At 38.9% G+C, this 17,587-nt stretch carries 14 protein-coding genes; all 14 read left to right on the top strand.

Annotated elements, in window-relative coordinates; all coding sequences use genetic code 11:
- Positions 1 to 14 precede the first annotated feature (14 nt).
- Complete coding sequence (locus RWP09_RS00765; protein WP_000449745.1) at positions 15 to 278, top strand: hypothetical protein; 264 nt, start codon at positions 15 to 17, stop codon at positions 276 to 278.
- Complete coding sequence (locus RWP09_RS00760; protein ID WP_216728577.1) at positions 269 to 4,606, top strand: PBECR4 domain-containing protein; 4,338 nt, start codon at positions 269 to 271, stop codon at positions 4,604 to 4,606. Before RWP09_RS00765 ends, RWP09_RS00760 begins: the two co-directional genes overlap by 10 nt.
- A gap of 70 nt (positions 4,607 to 4,676) precedes the next feature.
- A complete protein-coding gene (locus RWP09_RS00755) occupies positions 4,677 to 5,093 on the top strand; it encodes a hypothetical protein (protein ID WP_216728576.1) in 417 nt (138 codons plus the stop codon).
- 217 nt (positions 5,094 to 5,310) lie between these two features.
- Positions 5,311 to 5,703 (top strand): plasmid mobilization relaxosome protein MobC, encoded by a 393-nt coding sequence (gene mobC, locus RWP09_RS00750; RefSeq protein WP_216728575.1) that lies wholly within the window; start codon positions 5,311 to 5,313, stop codon positions 5,701 to 5,703.
- Complete coding sequence (locus RWP09_RS00745; protein WP_216728574.1) at positions 5,697 to 7,331, top strand: relaxase/mobilization nuclease domain-containing protein; 1,635 nt, start codon at positions 5,697 to 5,699, stop codon at positions 7,329 to 7,331. Before mobC ends, RWP09_RS00745 begins: the two co-directional genes overlap by 7 nt.
- 49 nt (positions 7,332 to 7,380) lie before the next feature.
- Entirely contained in the window at positions 7,381 to 8,673 is a 1,293-nt protein-coding gene (locus RWP09_RS00740; RefSeq protein ID WP_216728573.1) for an ISLre2 family transposase, read from the top strand.
- Positions 8,674 to 9,117: 444 nt separating this feature from the next.
- Positions 9,118 to 9,306 (top strand): 50S ribosomal protein L28, encoded by a 189-nt coding sequence (rpmB, locus tag RWP09_RS00735; RefSeq protein WP_001140948.1) that lies wholly within the window; start codon positions 9,118 to 9,120, stop codon positions 9,304 to 9,306.
- A 155-nt stretch (positions 9,307 to 9,461) separates the two neighbouring features.
- The gene (locus RWP09_RS00730) at positions 9,462 to 9,827 is read left to right on the top strand and encodes an Asp23/Gls24 family envelope stress response protein (RefSeq protein WP_000216442.1); all 366 of its coding nucleotides are present in this window, start codon (positions 9,462 to 9,464) and stop codon (positions 9,825 to 9,827) included.
- A 2-nt stretch (positions 9,828 to 9,829) separates the two neighbouring features.
- Positions 9,830 to 11,497, top strand: a complete 1,668-nt coding sequence (locus tag RWP09_RS00725; protein WP_000036655.1) for a DAK2 domain-containing protein — start codon at positions 9,830 to 9,832, stop codon at positions 11,495 to 11,497.
- Between the two features lie 198 nt (positions 11,498 to 11,695).
- Positions 11,696 to 13,396, top strand: a complete 1,701-nt coding sequence (locus RWP09_RS00720) for an acetolactate synthase large subunit (protein ID WP_314432837.1) — start codon at positions 11,696 to 11,698, stop codon at positions 13,394 to 13,396.
- Positions 13,389 to 13,865, top strand: a complete 477-nt coding sequence (gene ilvN, locus RWP09_RS00715) for an acetolactate synthase small subunit (protein WP_001253803.1) — start codon at positions 13,389 to 13,391, stop codon at positions 13,863 to 13,865. The genes RWP09_RS00720 and ilvN overlap by 8 nt, the downstream gene beginning before the upstream one ends.
- Positions 13,866 to 13,930: 65 nt before the next feature.
- Entirely contained in the window at positions 13,931 to 14,953 is a 1,023-nt protein-coding gene (gene ilvC, locus RWP09_RS00710; RefSeq protein ID WP_000290683.1) for a ketol-acid reductoisomerase, read from the top strand.
- Positions 14,954 to 15,173: 220 nt separating this feature from the next.
- Positions 15,174 to 16,424: a threonine ammonia-lyase IlvA gene (gene ilvA / locus RWP09_RS00705; RefSeq protein ID WP_314432836.1), complete on the top strand. Its 1,251-nt coding sequence runs from the start codon at positions 15,174 to 15,176 to the stop codon at positions 16,422 to 16,424.
- Between the two features lie 843 nt (positions 16,425 to 17,267).
- Positions 17,268 to 17,483 carry a hypothetical protein gene (locus RWP09_RS00700; protein ID WP_001130036.1) on the top strand — a complete coding sequence of 72 codons (216 nt, stop codon included), beginning with the start codon at positions 17,268 to 17,270 and terminating at the stop codon, positions 17,481 to 17,483.
- Positions 17,484 to 17,587 lie beyond the last annotated feature (104 nt).

Raw genomic sequence — 17,587 nt, 5'->3', positions numbered from 1 at the left:
GAAAGGATAGTAGGATGGAAACACCAAAAATACAATTAGGATACCTGGAGAGTATCTCACAAGTTTTAGCATTAAAGCTAGAAAATTTAGCTACAGAACGTTATGCTATTTGGCAGCTATTCAAACAGGCAGATGAGGAGACTTTCTATCAATTAGCTCCTCATCTTTTTGTGACAACGAGTCAGGAAGATCCAATAGTTGTTAGTGAACTAGATGCAACTCCTGAAGGATATCTTTTATTTAAGGAATTAGTAGAGGAGGAAAGAGTATGCCTTTAACAAAAGCACAGGCAAAATCGCTGGATATTTTAGAAGTAGCTCGTAGCCTTGGAATGGAGATGAAGCGAAAGTCACATCGAGAGTATTATTGGACCGAGCATGACTCATTTAAGATTGATACTGTCAAGAATACCTGGCATTGGTATTCTCAAAACCTATTTGGTGATACTATCAATCTAGTGCAACAAATGCAAAATGTTAGCTATAAGGAAGCCATGGTATTCTTAGAGACAGGTTCCTTCCCTGAAGCAAAACCAGTAGAGGAAGAACGTAAACCTTTCAACTATACACTAGCACCTTACGAACAACCATTTGTGGAGGCGAGAACCTATCTCAAGGAGATTAGAGGTCTCTCTGATGATACAATTGACTTCTTCCTTGAGAAGGGAGTATTAGCCCAAGCCAAACGTAAGGACAAAGAGGGCGTTATAGAAGATGTATTAGTTTTTAAATACTTGGATAGAAATCAGCAACTGGTAGGTGCGAGCCTCCAGGGACTTGTTCCTGATCAAGAACGTCATCCTGGCAAAGGATACTTGAAACAAATCATGTATCAATCAGAATCTATTAGTGGCTTAAACGTTTCTATAGGCTCTCCTAAGCGTTTAATTGTGACAGAGGCACCAATTGACCTTATGAGCTATTATGAGCTTCATAAGGGCGAATTAAACGATGTTCGACTAGTTGCGATGGAAGGATTAAAAGAGGGAGTTTTGTCTCACTATGTTCTTGAAATTCTGCAGAATCGAGGGGAGATTGCGATGGATGAAAGGGATTATACCAAGTCTAGCGAACTAACACGTACCTCTAAATTTTTATCTGTTGCAGCGGAAACCTCCACACTTTTCCAAGATCACAAATACGATGATCTCATCACGCTGGCAGTTGATCGTGATAAAGCAGGTACAGACTTTATCACCAAACTACGGGAGAAGAAAATCCCAACTATCGATGCAAGACCACCACAACGTGAAGGCCAGGAGAAGACAGACTGGAATGAGATTCTGAAGCAGGAAAAACAACTGGAGAAGACTGAGGAAATTCAATCATCAAGTCACTTTCCTGATACCAGCCACCTTTCTCCTGAAGATGCAGCGTGGTTGAAGGAAAACTGGAATAATATAGATTTTTCAGTAGAGCCTAGAAAACAAATGGTTATTGATTCGGACAAAACAGTGACCTATGAAAAACTTTCCAATCCTCTTGGAGATGGTAGGGAGCCCAAAAAACAAATTCAGAGCACAGAAAAAGCTCCTGAGAGTTCCCAGGAGCAAATGAATGATAGGGCCAGTGGTGGAGAGGGCTATTCACAGCATGATGCTGTAGGCAGTGCCGAACCTGAAGCTGAATTATCAGCAACCTTTGAGCAAACTGTTGCCAGTCACCCGACATCACCCTATCGTTACTTACATTTTAGCACAACTTTTGAGGAAGTGCAACGAAGACAATCGAAATACCATCCAATTACATCTGATGATTTGAAAAGAATGAATCAGTACGCTGGTTCTATTCAGAAATCATCTCAATGGTATCTAGAGGAATTAGCGAATAGTAAAATCTATTATTTCTATTCCAATAATGGAGAGGTGAGTTTGTTAGATGTTAATTTTAAACGAGAAAACTTTTTACACTTAACAGGAATCAGGCCAGTTGTTCCAGGTAGGAATGCTGGAGATTTTGTAGTCGATTTTGCTGAGGGAAGGGGAGACTATAATCAAATACTGGTTAGTAATAGTCTAAAAGAAAAATTACAAGTTATTCCTATGTTAGAGGATATTCTTGATCCTAAATCGTTTGTTTTGGATAACTTAGACGAAGTGAGAATTGCGCAACGACTTAACTTTTCAGAAGCTATCAAGAGTAAAGACGAGGATTTCTTGCTTCTTTTCAAAGATATAGGAGAAGAACGTGTCCCTGCATCTCTCATGAAAATCAATAGAGATCTAAAAGTTGATGTAGAGAAAACTAAGGAAAAAGTTATACTTGCTGTCTTTCGTGAACGTGATGGTAATATTGAACAGTTGTCTATCAATGAGGATTATGTCAAGGATAGAGGAAATGAGTTGCAAACCATTTTGAAAGATGGCTTGTTTGAAGAAATCAAGCCTGATACAACTAAAGAAATTGAACAATCTACTCCTGAGAACACACTGAATAGCCTACTACTTGATTCGGCTACGTTTACTCAAGTCCTAGATACTGTTTATAATTTAGGTGTGCCAGGTGATATCTCAAAAACTCCAGAAGAATTTCATCAAGCCTGGAATCAGTATCTTGACTATGCAAAACAGCACAATGATAATTTTGATCAGATTGTTGCTGCAGCTGGTGCAGATCATCTCCTAGATACAAATTCAGATTTTTATAAAGAATGGCAACAAGATCACATCTATAAGGAGAACTACCATGTACGCCTTCAATGGGCTGAGGAGCGACCAGATGGGCCTAAATTACCCTTTAAAGAGACTGAGCTGATATCTTATCAAGACTTCGCTAGGGAGCTATATAAGGCCAATCAGAGCTTCTATCCGTTACATCAGGAAGGGCTAAAACAAGTGACTGATGGTCGCCCAGAAGGTTACATCTCTCCAACTAAGATCCAGTTTAGTATCTACGCTCCCGATGGTGAACTGATCCAGGATGGCATCCGTTACGATATTGGGAATGAGATTAACCCAATCGCTCACAAAGAAAGACTTGGAACACGAGAAATGAGAGAGTACCCAGAATTGATGAAGATAGATGGGGCCATATTCACTCCGTATCATCTGGAGAGATTGGCGAGTGAGTTAGATATTTCTCAGTTCAGTTACGCTTTAGAAGATACTCTTTACGCAGATCAACTTCTATCCCAACTCCCATTTGGAGATTTGGAAAATAGTCCAATTGGATTTACAGATAGTAGTCATGATGGTCGCCTTGGATTTATCTCTTTTGATGGAATGGATAGTGTTGAGGTCGAAAATCTATCTGCTTGGTTTGAGAAGTTGGGAGTCAAAGACTCACCTATGGAACAATTGGCCCTTATTGAAAAATGGCAAAAAGAAATCAAAGGTTTATCAGAAAAAGTTGAACAAACGATCTCCACAGTCCGAGAAGAATTTGAGAAATCACAAGAGGAAGAAATCAAATTAGAAGAACAAGGCTACAACAAGCAGGAGTTGGAACATGATGCGGATGCTGATGGTGTTTCTGATGAGGAGGAGTTGCTTCAGGGAACGAATCCGTATGATTTTAGATCGAAACCAGGTTCTAAACCAGAGGGCGAGGAGAGTCTACAAGCGGATGAAGTTGTGTTAGCAGCTGGCAGTCTTGCAGTCGCAGATTTTATTCAAAATAAAGATATGGCAGGATTAAGCCGACACCTTAAAGAAGGAATTAAGGAGTTTCTGGATTCAGATAAGTACAAAGACTATCTAACGAAAATGAGCCAACTAAATAATTATTCTAATCGCAACTTACGCTTAATTCTTGCACAAAATCCTGAAGCAAGGCAAGTAGCTTCTTTCAAGCAGTGGAAAGAAAACTTTGACCGCTATGTGAAAAAAGGGGAGAAGGCTTTACGTATTTTTAAACCTATGACGAAAATCAAAAAGGATGAGAATAACCAACCAATATTGGATAAAAATGGGAAACCAGAAACAGTTACATTCTTTGGTTTAGTGCCAGTTTTTGATGTTAGTCAGACAGAAGGAAAGGAGATGCCAAAAGCTGCAGAAGTTAAAGAACAGCTGACTGATTTGGACTATGCAAATCTTTACCGTGCCCTGATGGCTATTGCAAAAGAAAATGATGTATCGGTTCGATTTGAAGAGATGGAAAATAATAAACATGGATATTATTCTGTCCCAGAAAATCAAATTGTTTTACGTAGTAATGAGATGAACAAGGCTCAAATTATTAAAACTTTCTTACATGAAATGGCTCATGCAGAGTTGCATCATGCAGATAATCCTCAAAAGGAAAATCTAACTAGAAGCACCGCTGAACTCCAGGCTGAAAGTGTCGCTTATGTCGTTTCTTCATACTATGGTATTGATACGTCAGAGTATTCCTTTAACTATCTATCTGGATGGTCTGCAGATAAGGAGACACTTGCTGATTTAGAAGCACAGTTGGATATTGTCCAACAAGAAGCTAAAAGTTTAATGGTTCGGATGGATCAAGCATTGGAACAATTAAGATTGAGTCAGGAGAAACAAACGAAGCGTAGTTTTGAACAAAAACTAGAGAAGTTTCAAGATCAGAGCAAGCAGGCTGTCGAAGATCACAAGCAGGAGTTGAAAGCAGATGCACAATCAAAAAAAGAGAAGGGTTTCTCGAAATGACCGAACGGGACACCCCAAATAAACCCAAGGTCAAATTAAAAACAAACCATCATCAAGGAGGACAACACTCATGACCAATGAACAAGAAGAACAACTTATCATCATCCTCTCAGACTTTATTCCAATCATGGATGGAGACAGAGTTCAAGGGGTATCGCCAAACGCTAGAGACTTGACTCGCCAAAAAGTTATGGAGCAACTAGAGGAAGAACAGTCTCAACTACCTGAAGGAGATCCTGCTCTTTTGGGGTGGGAAGAAGAAAATATTGATCTACTCAAGATGATCACAGATGAAGAATTTCAAGCTGTACTCACTGAAAAAATCTTACTGACAGAAATACAAATTGGGCAGTCTATTTTCCAGCCTCTAACTACTCAACAACTTTCTGTCCTAGCTGAAAAGTTGCAAGGTAAGAAAGAAAAAAGTGTAGAAAATAGTGATAAGCAATCATCTATTTTCAAAAATATCTTCAGTTGGTTGCGATAAATTGTTAGAGGTTGTACTCCAAAAGATATAGGAAAGGGGCTTGGGGATTTCCCCAAAACTGAGAAAATCAAGAAGGAAAACTACAAGGTTCTCCTTCTCTGATTTTTTTAAATTTCGCAAATGGATATCCATTTGCTACGCTTGCCACAAGGAAGTCAGGGGCTGATGCCTGGTCAGAAAATGCCAGAGACTTTGAGAGAAAGAGGATAAAAAAATAATGCAGAAACGAGAAAATAGAAAACGCTATATACAAAAATTGATACGACTAACACCAGAGGAAGATCGTCAAATTAAAACGGCGATGGCCCAAATGGGAGTTCCATCTTTTCAATACTATGCGAAGAATCAATTGGTACAAGGGAAGGTGGTTCAAATTGATTTTTCCGAATTGAAAGACCTTCGAGTTGCTATCAATCGAGTGGGTACGAACATCAACCAAATTGCTAAACATGCCAATGAAAATCAAGGGGTTACGCCAGAGGAAGTGGCACAAATCATTGACTATCTATCTGAGTTGAAAGAGATGGTGGCTGTCAAACTTTCTAGTGCGGAGAAGAAAAGTTTACAGGAACGAAAAGTGAAAACAATAAGGACGTATGACGAATGGTAGTAATCAAAACACCCAAACAAATTAAAACTCCTTCCAATTTAAAAATAGCTGTACGCTATATTCTGAATGAAGCGAAAACTCTTGTATCAGAAACTGCAGAAAGTGATCTTGATTTTCCTCTTGTCTATCATAATGGTGAGCTTCAAATGAAGCTAGTATCTGGCAATGGGATCTCTGATTTTAGTGTAGCAGATGAAGAAATGGTCATGACAAAATTAGCTGCAGCCTTTAAAAAAGGAGATGATGACTTGAAAGAATTATCTTCAGGAAAACAAGTATTGGCTCATCACATTATCCAGTCTTTTTCTCCAGATGATAACTTGACTCCTGAGCAGGTTCATGAAATTGGCCGTCAAACGATGTTAGAATTGACAGGTGGAAATTATGAGTTTGTGATTGCAACACACACGGATAAAGATCATCTTCATAACCATATCATACTTAATACCACCAATACCTCAACGCTCAAGAAATTTCGCTGGGAAAAGAAAACATTGAAAAATCTGAGGGCGATATCGGACAAATATGCGGCACGTTATGGCGCTAAAATTATTGAGCCTACTATGAAAAATTCTTATACAAAGTATTCTGCTTGGCGGAGACAAAATAATTATCGCTTTGAAATCAAGGATCGTCTGGATTTTCTTCTAAAGCACTCTCTGTCGTTGGAAGATTTTAAACAAAAGGCAGCTGCACTTGATCTTCAGATTGATTTCTCTGGTAAATTTGTGAAGTATAAATTACTTGATCAGCCTCAACAAAGAAATGTCCGAGATAATACATTATCGAAGAAAGGACTCTATTCTCTTGAAAAAATAAAAGAGAGAATTTCTAAGAATCAGTTAGTTTTTGATGTGGAGGAATTGAAAGCACAATATCAAGAATCAAAAGAAAAAACGGCAAATGATTTTGAATTGAAATTGGAAGTGGAATCCTGGCAGGTCGAGCAAGAAAGCAAGCAAGGCATTTACGTGCAGATGGATATGGGAGTTTTAAATAGTGGTACAATTTTAATACCTTCTCATAAAGTTGATAAAAATGAGGATGGAAACTATACCATCTATATCAAAGAGAAAGACTATTTTTATTTTCTCAATCCTGATCAATCTCAAAAAAATAGGTACATGATGGGCTTGACTGTCGCAAGGCAATTGGCCAAACAAAATGGAGAAACACTTGTAACTAAAAACGCTCAAATTTCCTCTATGCGTGAACTGATTAAGGAATATAATTTCTTAGTCGAGCACGGCGTGACAGATGGAGCACAATTTCAACATTTGGAGGAGCGTTTTAATGAAAAGATTGAGACTACCCAGGAGGAATTAAGACAACTAGATGAGCGACTTGGACGTTATCATAAAATTGAAGGAGCACTTTTAGCCATCCAGAAATCTCCAGAAAATAGTCTTACGTCGGTACAATTATTGGATGATTTGGGAGTCCCAAAAGATATTGGGTTGGAAGATGTCAGTCAACTGATCAAACAATTTCAAATTGAAAAAGGAGCCCTACAAGAATTCTTTGACGATACTCTAAAACATTACACAGATTATAGAGATATTAAGGAGCACGTGCGTAGTCGAGAAGAGAAAGTTGACCGACGTTTTGAGGATGAAAAAGTCTTGTAGAAGTTTCTGATGTTTTCAATCTAGTCATGATTTCAGTACAATAGAGAGTATGTTTAGATTTGATGAAAAAGAATTTGTCGCAGAACTAGATCGCAAACGTGAGCAGCAATTCCTGAAGCGAGTAAGAGATTATGACGAGCAGATTGCTCCCTCCATGAGATTGAGGGGATATAAGCGGATAGATAGTACAGAGAGGACAGTTGTTTTTACATTTGGAGAGGTGACTTTCTCTAGGAATCGCTGGCGAAAGGGAAAGAAAAGTTGTTATCCCGTAGATGAGTGGCTGGGTTTAGAAAGGTATATGCGTTATTCTCCTGAGTTGATTTTTCACATGGCAAAACACGCTTCTGTTTTATCCTATCGTGAAGTTTGTCGAACAGTTAAGATGGCTTATCGCCTGGAGATAACAAAGGACGCTGTTTTGAAGTCTGTAAAAATGGCAGGCAGACTCTTTTCAGATAGGGAACGCTATCGGCTTTTTAGAGGTGATGAGCAACCGAAAAAAATCCGGGCAGATAAAATCTACCTTGAGGGAGATGGTGTGCTCATCAAGACAACATCAAGCAATGATGAACGACACAATACAGACTTAGCCCATTTCCTGATTCATACTGGAGCTAAAAAGGTTGGTAATAATCGGTATGTACTAGAGAATAAGCATGAGATTATCCATACAAGCCATGAACAAGCAAAGGAAGAATTGATAGACTATCTCTATAATCATTTTGAAATCACTGATCGAACTCTTCTTATCACTAACTCGGACAATGGTAAAGGATATTCTCGCAGAATATTTCAAGAAATTAAGAAGGTCTTACGGATTAAACGTCATGAGCATTTCTGGGATGCCTATCATGTCAATGAAGAACTTAAAAGATTCCTGAAGCCGTACCCATCTACACTACTTGATCTTGCTTTTAAGGCCATCAAAAATCATCAGAAGAGCCTGCTTCTGACCGTACTAGATACAGTTGAATCTCTCACAGAAAGTCAAGAAGCTCTTGATAATTTTTACAATTTCCGTAAGAAATTATTAAGAAATTTCTGTGACACTAGACCACCTAAACTTAGAGGGTTATCCTCACGTGGTATCGGGGTAATGGAGAGTCAGCACCGAAAGGTTACTTACCGTATGAAACATCGAGGGATGTATTGGTCCATCGAAGGGGCTTGTACTATGGCCAGAATGATACTCCTTGAACGAATCGATCAGCTATACAATCTATTTTTTGGATCTTGGAGACAAGAGTATGAAGAATTTAGGGATACGGGACCAGGTGCAGGATTTCGTATTAACCATAGGCCACACAAAGCAGTTATCAGAAAAAGAGGGCATAAATAATACAAAAAGGCAGACAAAAGCCTCTAAAAAAAAAGATTTTTTAGAGGTCTTTTTGTCATGTTTTCATACAAAACAGTTGCTTTTTTGCCTAATGTGTGTTACAATAATAAAGTAAATAAAAACGAAAAAGGTGTAGAAGCAGCAACTACTACACCACCACCGATTAAGACAAAACAACACTTTGCTTAATCAGTCAAACAATATTGTAGCATAAATAGTGCAATATAGTCAAGGGCTGGAGTAAAGTGGAGGAACTTTCTCCAGTTTTTTTGTCTGAAAATCCTCGCTTTTTTATTGAGTTATAAGGATATTTGATTATTCCCAAAAATTTAGACACAAAGAAATCTTCCAATTCCCTTGCAAAAATGAAGAAAGTGTGATAACATAGTACGGTATGTGGTGCTAGCACATCCGCTATATTAGATCTAATAGGAGGAAAACACAATGGCTAAAGTATGTTACTTTACAGGTCGTAAGACTGTATCTGGAAACAACCGTTCACACGCGATGAACCAAACAAAACGTGCCGTAAAACCAAACCTTCAAAAAGTTACTGTTCTTATCGATGGTAAACCTAAAAAAGTTTGGGCTTCAGCTCGTGCTTTGAAATCAGGTAAAGTTGAACGCGTTTAATAATAAAAGTAAGGAGACCTTTGGGTCTTTTTTCTTTTTCTGTGGGTGTAACATCATTTGAAAAATAGAGTAAATATCCGCTGATACAGTATTCTGCTTTTACACTTGGGCTGAAATATGATAAAATAGAGTATCAACTAGTTGAGGTAAAAAGGATGACTGTAAAAATTAATACAAAAGATGGTCAAATCGAACTAACAGATGAAGTGATTGCAACTGTCGTAGGCGGTGCAACAACTGAGATTTTTGGTGTGGTCGGTATGGCTAGTAAAAATGCCCTCAAAGATAATTTCCAAGCCCTGCTAGGTAAGGAAAATTATTCTAAAGGTGTTGTCGTAAAGGCAGCCGAAGATGGCAGTATTGCAGTTGATGTATATACCGTGTTGAGCTACGGAACAAAGATTAGCGAAGTGTCAAAAAACATTCAAGAGCGTGTTCGTTTTAGCTTGGAAAACCAGCTTGGAATTACTGCTCAGACTGTAAATGTCTACATTCAAAATATCAAAGTTGTAGGAGAATAACTGTGTCAAAAATTACTACTAGCTTATTTCAAGAAATGGTGCAGGCTGCATCAACTCGCTTGAATAAGCAAGCTGAATATGTCAATTCATTAAACGTCTTTCCAGTTCCGGATGGAGATACTGGAACAAATATGGGAATGACCATTGAAAATGGAGCCAAAGAAGTTGCAGACAAACCAGCTTCTACAGTTGGAGAGGTAGCGAGCATTCTTGCTAAAGGTCTTTTGATGGGTGCGCGTGGGAACTCAGGAGTGATTACGTCTCAGCTTTTCCGTGGATTTTCACAAGCCATCAAGGATAAAGACGAGTTAACAGGTCAAGACTTGGCCCTCGCCTTCCAATCAGGTGTGGAAGTTGCCTATAAGGCAGTGATGAAACCAGTTGAAGGAACGATTTTGACAGTTTCTCGTGGTGCTGCTATCGGTGCTAAGAAAAAAGCTGAGCAAACAGATGATGCTGTTGAAGTAATGCGTGCAGCTTTGGAAGGTGCTAAAACAGCTCTAGCTAAAACGCCAGACATGCTTCCAGTCTTGAAGGAAGTTGGCGTTGTGGATTCAGGTGGTCAAGGACTGGTCTTCATCTATGAAGGTTTCCTTTCAGCCCTTACTGGTGAATATATTGCATCTGAGGACTTTGTAGCCACTCCTGCCAACATGAGTGAGATGATCAATGCAGAGCATCATAAGTCTGTGGCTGGTCATGTAGCGACTGAGGACATCACCTTTGGTTATTGTACTGAAATCATGGTAGCTCTTAAGCAAGGTCCAACCTATGCCAAAGATTTTGACTACGATGAATTCCGTAACTACTTGAATGAGCTTGGGGATTCTCTCCTTGTTGTTAACGATGATGAAATTGTCAAAGTCCATGTTCATACAGAAGATCCAGGACTTGTTATGCAAGAAGGTCTCAAATATGGTAGCTTGGTCAAGGTAAAAGTTGACAATATGCGGAACCAACACGAAGCGCAGGTTGAGAAAGAAGCTGCCCAAGTTAGCAAGCCTGCTGAAGAAAAAGAGTATGCTTTGATTGCTGTGGTGGCTGGTAAAGGTCTAGCAGATATCTTCCGTTCTCAAGGCGTGGATTATGTTATTGAAGGCGGTCAAACTATGAACCCTTCAACAGAAGACTTTATCAAGGCTGTTGAACAGGTCAACGCTCGTAACATTATCTTCCTGCCAAACAACAAAAACATCTTCATGGCAGCTCAATCTGCAGCAGAAGTTTTGGAGCAACCAGCAGTAGTGGTAGAAGCTCGTACTCTTCCTCAAGGTTTGACAAGTCTTCTTGCCTTTGATCCAAGCAAGTCCATCGAAGAAAATCAAGAGCGTATGACTGCTGCTCTTAGCGATGTAGTTAGTGGAAGTGTCACAACAGCCGTTCGTGATACAACCATTGATGGTTTAGAAATCCATGAAAACGATAATCTTGGTATGGTGGATGGGAAAATCCTCGTGTCAAACCCTGATATGCACCAAACCTTGACTGAAACATTGAAACATATGTTGGATGAAGATAGTGAAATTGTAACCTTCTATGTCGGTGAAGACGGAAGTGAAGAACTTGCCAATGAAATTGCTCAAGAAATCGCAGAAGAATTCGAAGATGTTGAAGTCGAAATCCACCAAGGCCAACAACCAGTTTACCCATACCTATTTAGTGTGGAATAAGATTAATGAAGGACTGAGAAATCAGTTCTTTTTTCTTTTTGAATAATAAAATCGCTATCTTTTAAATAAAAACAAAAATAATATTCATAAATAAACGTTAAAATAGAAAATTCAGAAAATTTCTTCGTTTCTCTTGAAAAATTTTGAAAAAATGGTATGATAGTAACAAGTTATTTTAAGTGAAGAGAAAGGGGAACAATGGAGAAAATCAGTTTAGAATCTCCTAAGACGGGGTCGGATCTAGTTTTGGAAACACTTCGTGATTTAGGAATTGATACCATCTTTGGTTATCCTGGTGGTGCGGTCTTGCCTTTTTATGATGCGATATATAATTTTAAAGGCATTCGCCACATTCTGGGACGCCATGAGCAAGGCTGTCTGCATGAAGCTGAAGGTTATGCCAAATCAACTGGAAAGTTGGGTGTTGCCGTCGTCACTAGCGGACCGGGAGCAACAAATGCCATTACAGGGATTGCGGATGCCATGAGCGACAGTGTTCCCCTTTTGGTATTTACAGGTCAGGTAGCGCGAGCAGGGATTGGGAAGGATGCCTTTCAGGAGGCAGACATCGTGGGAATTACCATGCCAATCACTAAGTACAATTACCAAGTTCGTGAGACAGCCGATATTCCGCGTATTATTACGGAAGCTGTTCATATTGCAACTACAGGTCGACCAGGTCCAGTTGTCATTGACCTACCTAAAGATGTATCTGCTTTGGAAACAGACTTCATTTATTCACCAGAAGTGAACCTACCAAGCTATCAACCAACTCTTGAGCCGAATGATATGCAAATCAAGAAAATCTTGAAGCAATTATCCAAGGCTAAAAAGCCAGTCTTACTAGCTGGTGGTGGGATTAGTTATGCTGAAGCTGCTGCGGAATTAAATGAATTTGCAGAACGCTATCAAATTCCGGTGGTAACCAGTCTTTTGGGACAAGGAACGATTTCAACGAGTCATCCACTCTTCCTTGGAATGGGAGGCATGCACGGGTCATTCGCAGCTAATATTGCCATGACGGAAGCGGACTTTATGATTAGTATTGGTTGTCGTTTTGATGACCGCTTGACAGGAAATCCAAAGACCTTTGCTAAGAATGCTAAGGTTGCCCATATTGATATTGACCCAGCCGAGATCGGCAAGATTATCAGTGCAGATATTCCTGTAGTTGGAGATGCTAAGAAAGCTTTGCAAATATTGCTGGCAGAACCAACAGTTCATAACAATACTGAGAAATGGATTGAGAAAGTTACTAAAGACAAGAACCGTGTTCGTTCTTATGATAAGAAAGAACGTGTGGTTCAACCGCAAGCTGTTATTGAACGAATTGGTGAATTGACGAATGGAGATGCCATTGTAGTAACAGACGTTGGTCAACACCAAATGTGGACAGCTCAGTATTATCCCTACCAAAATGAACGTCAGTTAGTGACTTCAGGTGGTTTGGGAACGATGGGATTTGGAATTCCAGCAGCAATCGGTGCTAAAATTGCCAACCCAGATAAGGAAGTTGTCTTGTTTGTTGGGGATGGTGGTTTCCAAATGACCAACCAGGAATTGGCTATTTTGAACATTTACAAGGTGCCAATCAAGGTGGTCATGCTGAACAACCACTCACTTGGAATGGTTCGCCAGTGGCAGGAATCCTTCTATGAAGGTAGAACATCAGAGTCGGTCTTCGACACTCTTCCTGATTTCCAATTGATGGCACAGGCTTATGGCATTAAAAACTATAAGTTTGACAATCCTGAGACTTTGACTCAAGATCTTGAAGTCATCACTGAGGATGTTCCTATGCTAATCGAGGTAGATATTTCTCGTAAGGAACAGGTGTTACCAATGGTACCAGCTGGTAAGAGTAATCATGAGATGTTGGGGGTGAAGTTCCATGCGTAGAATGTTAACAGCAAAACTACAAAATCGTTCAGGAGTCCTCAATCGCTTTACAGGTGTCCTATCTCGTCGTCAGGTTAATATTGAAAGCATCTCTGTTGGAGCAACAGAAGATCCGAATGTATCGCGTATCACCATTATTATTGATGTTGCTTCACATGATGAAGTGGAGCAAATTATCAAACAGCTCAATCGTCAGATTGATGTGATTCGCATTCGTGATATTACAGACAAGCCTCATTTGGAGCGCGAGGTGATTTTGGTTAAGATGTCAGCGCCAGCTGAGAAGCGAGCTGAGATTCTAGCAATTATTCAACCTTTCCGTGCAACAGTGGTAGACGTAGCGCCAAGCTCGATTACCATTCAAATGACAGGAAATGCTGAAAAGAGTGAAGCTCTATTGCGAGTCATTAGACCATACGGTATTCGCAATATTGCTCGAACGGGTGCAACTGGATTTACTCGTGATTAAAAATCCAACTTAAACTTGTTAAACCAGCCTAAAAGGCAATAAATAAAAGAAAAGAGAGAAAAACTATGGCAGTTCAAATGGAATATGAAAAAGATGTTAAAGTAGCAGCACTTGATGGTAAAAAAATCGCCGTTATTGGTTATGGTTCGCAAGGACATGCGCATGCTCAAAACTTGCGTGATTCTGGTCGCGATGTTATCATCGGTGTACGTCCAGGTAAATCTTTTGACAAAGCAAAAGAAGATGGATTTGACACTTACACAGTAGCAGAAGCGACTAAATTGGCTGACGTTATTATGATTTTGGCACCAGACGAAATCCAACAAGAATTGTACGAAGCAGAAATCGCTCCAAACTTGGAAGCTGGAAACGCAGTTGGATTTGCTCATGGTTTCAACATCCACTTTGAATTTATCAAAGTTCCTGCGGATGTAGATGTCTTTATGTGTGCTCCTAAAGGACCAGGACACTTGGTACGCCGTACTTACGAAGAAGGATTTGGTGTACCAGCTCTTTACGCAGTATATCAAGATGCAACAGGAAATGCTAAAAACATTGCTATGGACTGGTGTAAAGGTGTTGGGGCAGCTCGTGTAGGTCTTCTTGAAACAACATACAAAGAAGAAACTGAAGAAGATTTGTTTGGTGAACAAGCTGTACTTTGTGGTGGTTTGACTGCCCTTATCGAAGCAGGTTTCGAAGTCTTGACAGAAGCAGGTTACGCCCCAGAATTGGCTTACTTTGAAGTTCTTCACGAAATGAAATTGATCGTTGACTTGATCTACGAAGGTGGATTCAAGAAAATGCGTCAATCTATTTCAAACACTGCTGAGTACGGTGACTATGTATCAGGTCCACGTGTGATTACTGAGCAAGTTAAAGAAAACATGAAAGCTGTCTTGGCTGATATCCAAAATGGTAAATTTGCAAATGACTTTGTCAATGACTATAAAGCTGGACGTCCAAAATTGACTGCTTACCGTGAACAAGCAGCTAACCTTGAAATTGAAAAAGTTGGTGCAGAATTGCGTAAAGCAATGCCTTTCGTTGGTAAAAACGACGATGATGCATTCAAAATCTATAACTAATTGATAGAAATTAAGGTGAAGGCGAGTTGGGGGACTAACTCGCTTTTATAATCACTTCATCTCTCTTTTTAAGAGGATGGATTGAGATAATACTCAATGAAAATCAAAGAGCAAACTAGGAAGCTAGCCGTAGGCTGTACTTGAGTACGGCAAGGTGAAGCTGACGTGGTTTGAAGAGATTTTCGAAGAGTATAAGTATGAAATAGTCTAGGAGAAAATGATGTTAAGTTCGAAAGATATAATCAAGGCTCATAAGGTCTTGAACGGTGTGGTTGTGAATACACCGCTTGATTATGACCATTATTTATCGGAGAAGTATGGTGCTAAGATTTATTTGAAAAAGGAAAATGCCCAACGTGTTCGCTCTTTTAAAATTCGTGGTGCTTATTATGCCATTTCCCAACTCAACAAGGAAGAGCGTGAGCGTGGGGTAGTCTGTGCTTCTGCGGGAAATCATGCGCAGGGAGTAGCCTATACCTGTAATGAGATGAAAATTCCTGCTACTATTTTTATGCCCATTACTACTCCGCAACAAAAGATTGGTCAAGTTCGCTTTTTTGGTGGGGATTTCGTAACCATTAAACTAGTTGGAGATACCTTTGATGCCTCAGCTAAAGCAGCTCAAGAATTTACAGTCTCTGAAAATCGTACCTTTATTGATCCCTTTGATGATGCCCATGTTCAAGCAGGTCAAGGGACAGTTGCTTATGAGATTTTAGAAGAAGCTAGAAAAGAATCGATTGATTTTGATGCTGTCTTGGTTCCTGTTGGTGGTGGCGGTCTCATTGCCGGGATTTCTACCTATATCAAGGAAACAAGTCCAGAAATTGAAGTCATTGGGGTAGAGGCTAATGGAGCGCGTTCTATGAAGGCTGCTTTTGAAGCTGGTGGGCCTGTCAAACTCAAAGAAATTGACAAATTTGCGGATGGAATTGCTGTGCAAAAGGTAGGTCAGTTGACCTATGAAGCAACTCGTCAACATGTTCAAACCTTAGTAGGTGTCGATGAGGGATTGATTTCTGAAACCTTGATTGACCTCTACTCTAAGCAAGGGATTGTAGCAGAGCCTGCTGGAGCGGCTAGTATCGCCTCTTTAGAGGTTTTAGCTGAATATATCAAGGGGAAAACCATTTGTTGTATCATTTCTGGAGGAAATAATGATATCAACCGTATGCCGGAAATGGAAGAGCGTGCCTTGATTTATGATGGGATCAAGCATTACTTTGTGGTCAATTTTCCACAGCGTCCAGGAGCTTTGCGTGAGTTTGTAAATGATATCTTAGGACCAAATGATGATATCACACGATTTGAGTATATCAAGCGAGCTAGCAAGGGGACAGGCCCAGTATTGATTGGGATTGCCTTGGCAGATAAGCATGATTATGCAGGCTTGATTCGTCGCATGGAAGGGTTTGATCCATCTTATATTAACTTAAATGGCAATGAAACACTCTATAATATGCTCGTCTGAGGACTAATAAAAAAATATCATATTATTTGCACAACTGATGTATAGGTGCTATAATGAGGGTAAAGAAAGGGGGCGATTCCTATGAGCTTAGGAAAACTATCCTACTATTTCTACTACAACTTATTATAGTACCTATTATTTTTGTTTCAGTTTATAACAATAAAAAAGAATCACTTGCTATATATAAGGATATTATTTTGAATACAATATTTTATATATAACTAATTCAAAAATTGTCTAAATATAATAGCAAATAGAGAAAATAATCAGTATTTATAAGACAGATTTGGTGATTTAATTGATAAAATTGATCTGATACTTGTAAAATGAGAATAGTAGAAAAGTTTGTGACATTAGGAAGTCATATTCTAGATGCTGATTATGAAGTGGTGTTTGAAAAGAATATGTAAAATCTGATGAAACAAGTCCATTGTACCAGTTGAAAAAGAAAATAAGATTTAAATAATGACAGGAAGGGACCTCAGACAAAGAGAAAGAAAAGAGATAGTTAAGAGATAATCAGAGGAAAATATTATCTTTGCTAGCTTTAATAATTTTAAAGGAATGTATAGAATTACTTGAATATGACTCCTGTCTATCCTATTGAGTAGCTGGTATGCACTTTATGTGAATATTCTTACATATTTAAAGTTTAATAATGCAATTATTTTTTAGGTGCTTACTAATGGTTTATAGTAAGCGAAAACCTATATATTATAAGCTTTAAAAAAGAAGTAAGAAAAATAAAAGTCTTTTATTTTATTGAATATATGTTTTTTTATTGACAAAAGACATAAAAACGTATAGAATAATATATCGTAAAGAAGAAAATAGGAGAAGGACATGGCTAAGTCAAACTTTGAAAAAGTAGAATCAGTTGTTGGCTGGGTTCGTGATAAGAAAATCACAGGCTACCGTATCTCTAAAGAAACGAATGCGCGTGAAATGTCTATCATTGCTCTAGCGCAGGGTCGTGCAAAAGTAAAAAATATTTCATTTGAAACAGCTCTAGGTTTAATTGATTTCTATGAAAAAAATCATGAAAAATTTGAAGATTAATCTTTGGATAATGGCGGATTCTTGACACTCAAGTAGTAGAGATAGAGAGTCTGCCTTTTCATTTTGGACAGCAAAAAGACTGCAAGATTGATGCAGCCTTTTCT

It is taken from the genome of uncultured Streptococcus sp., from assembly GCF_963521255.1.
Lineage (GTDB): Bacteria > Bacillota > Bacilli > Lactobacillales > Streptococcaceae > Streptococcus.
This window is presented reverse-complemented; position numbering and strand designations above follow the sequence as displayed.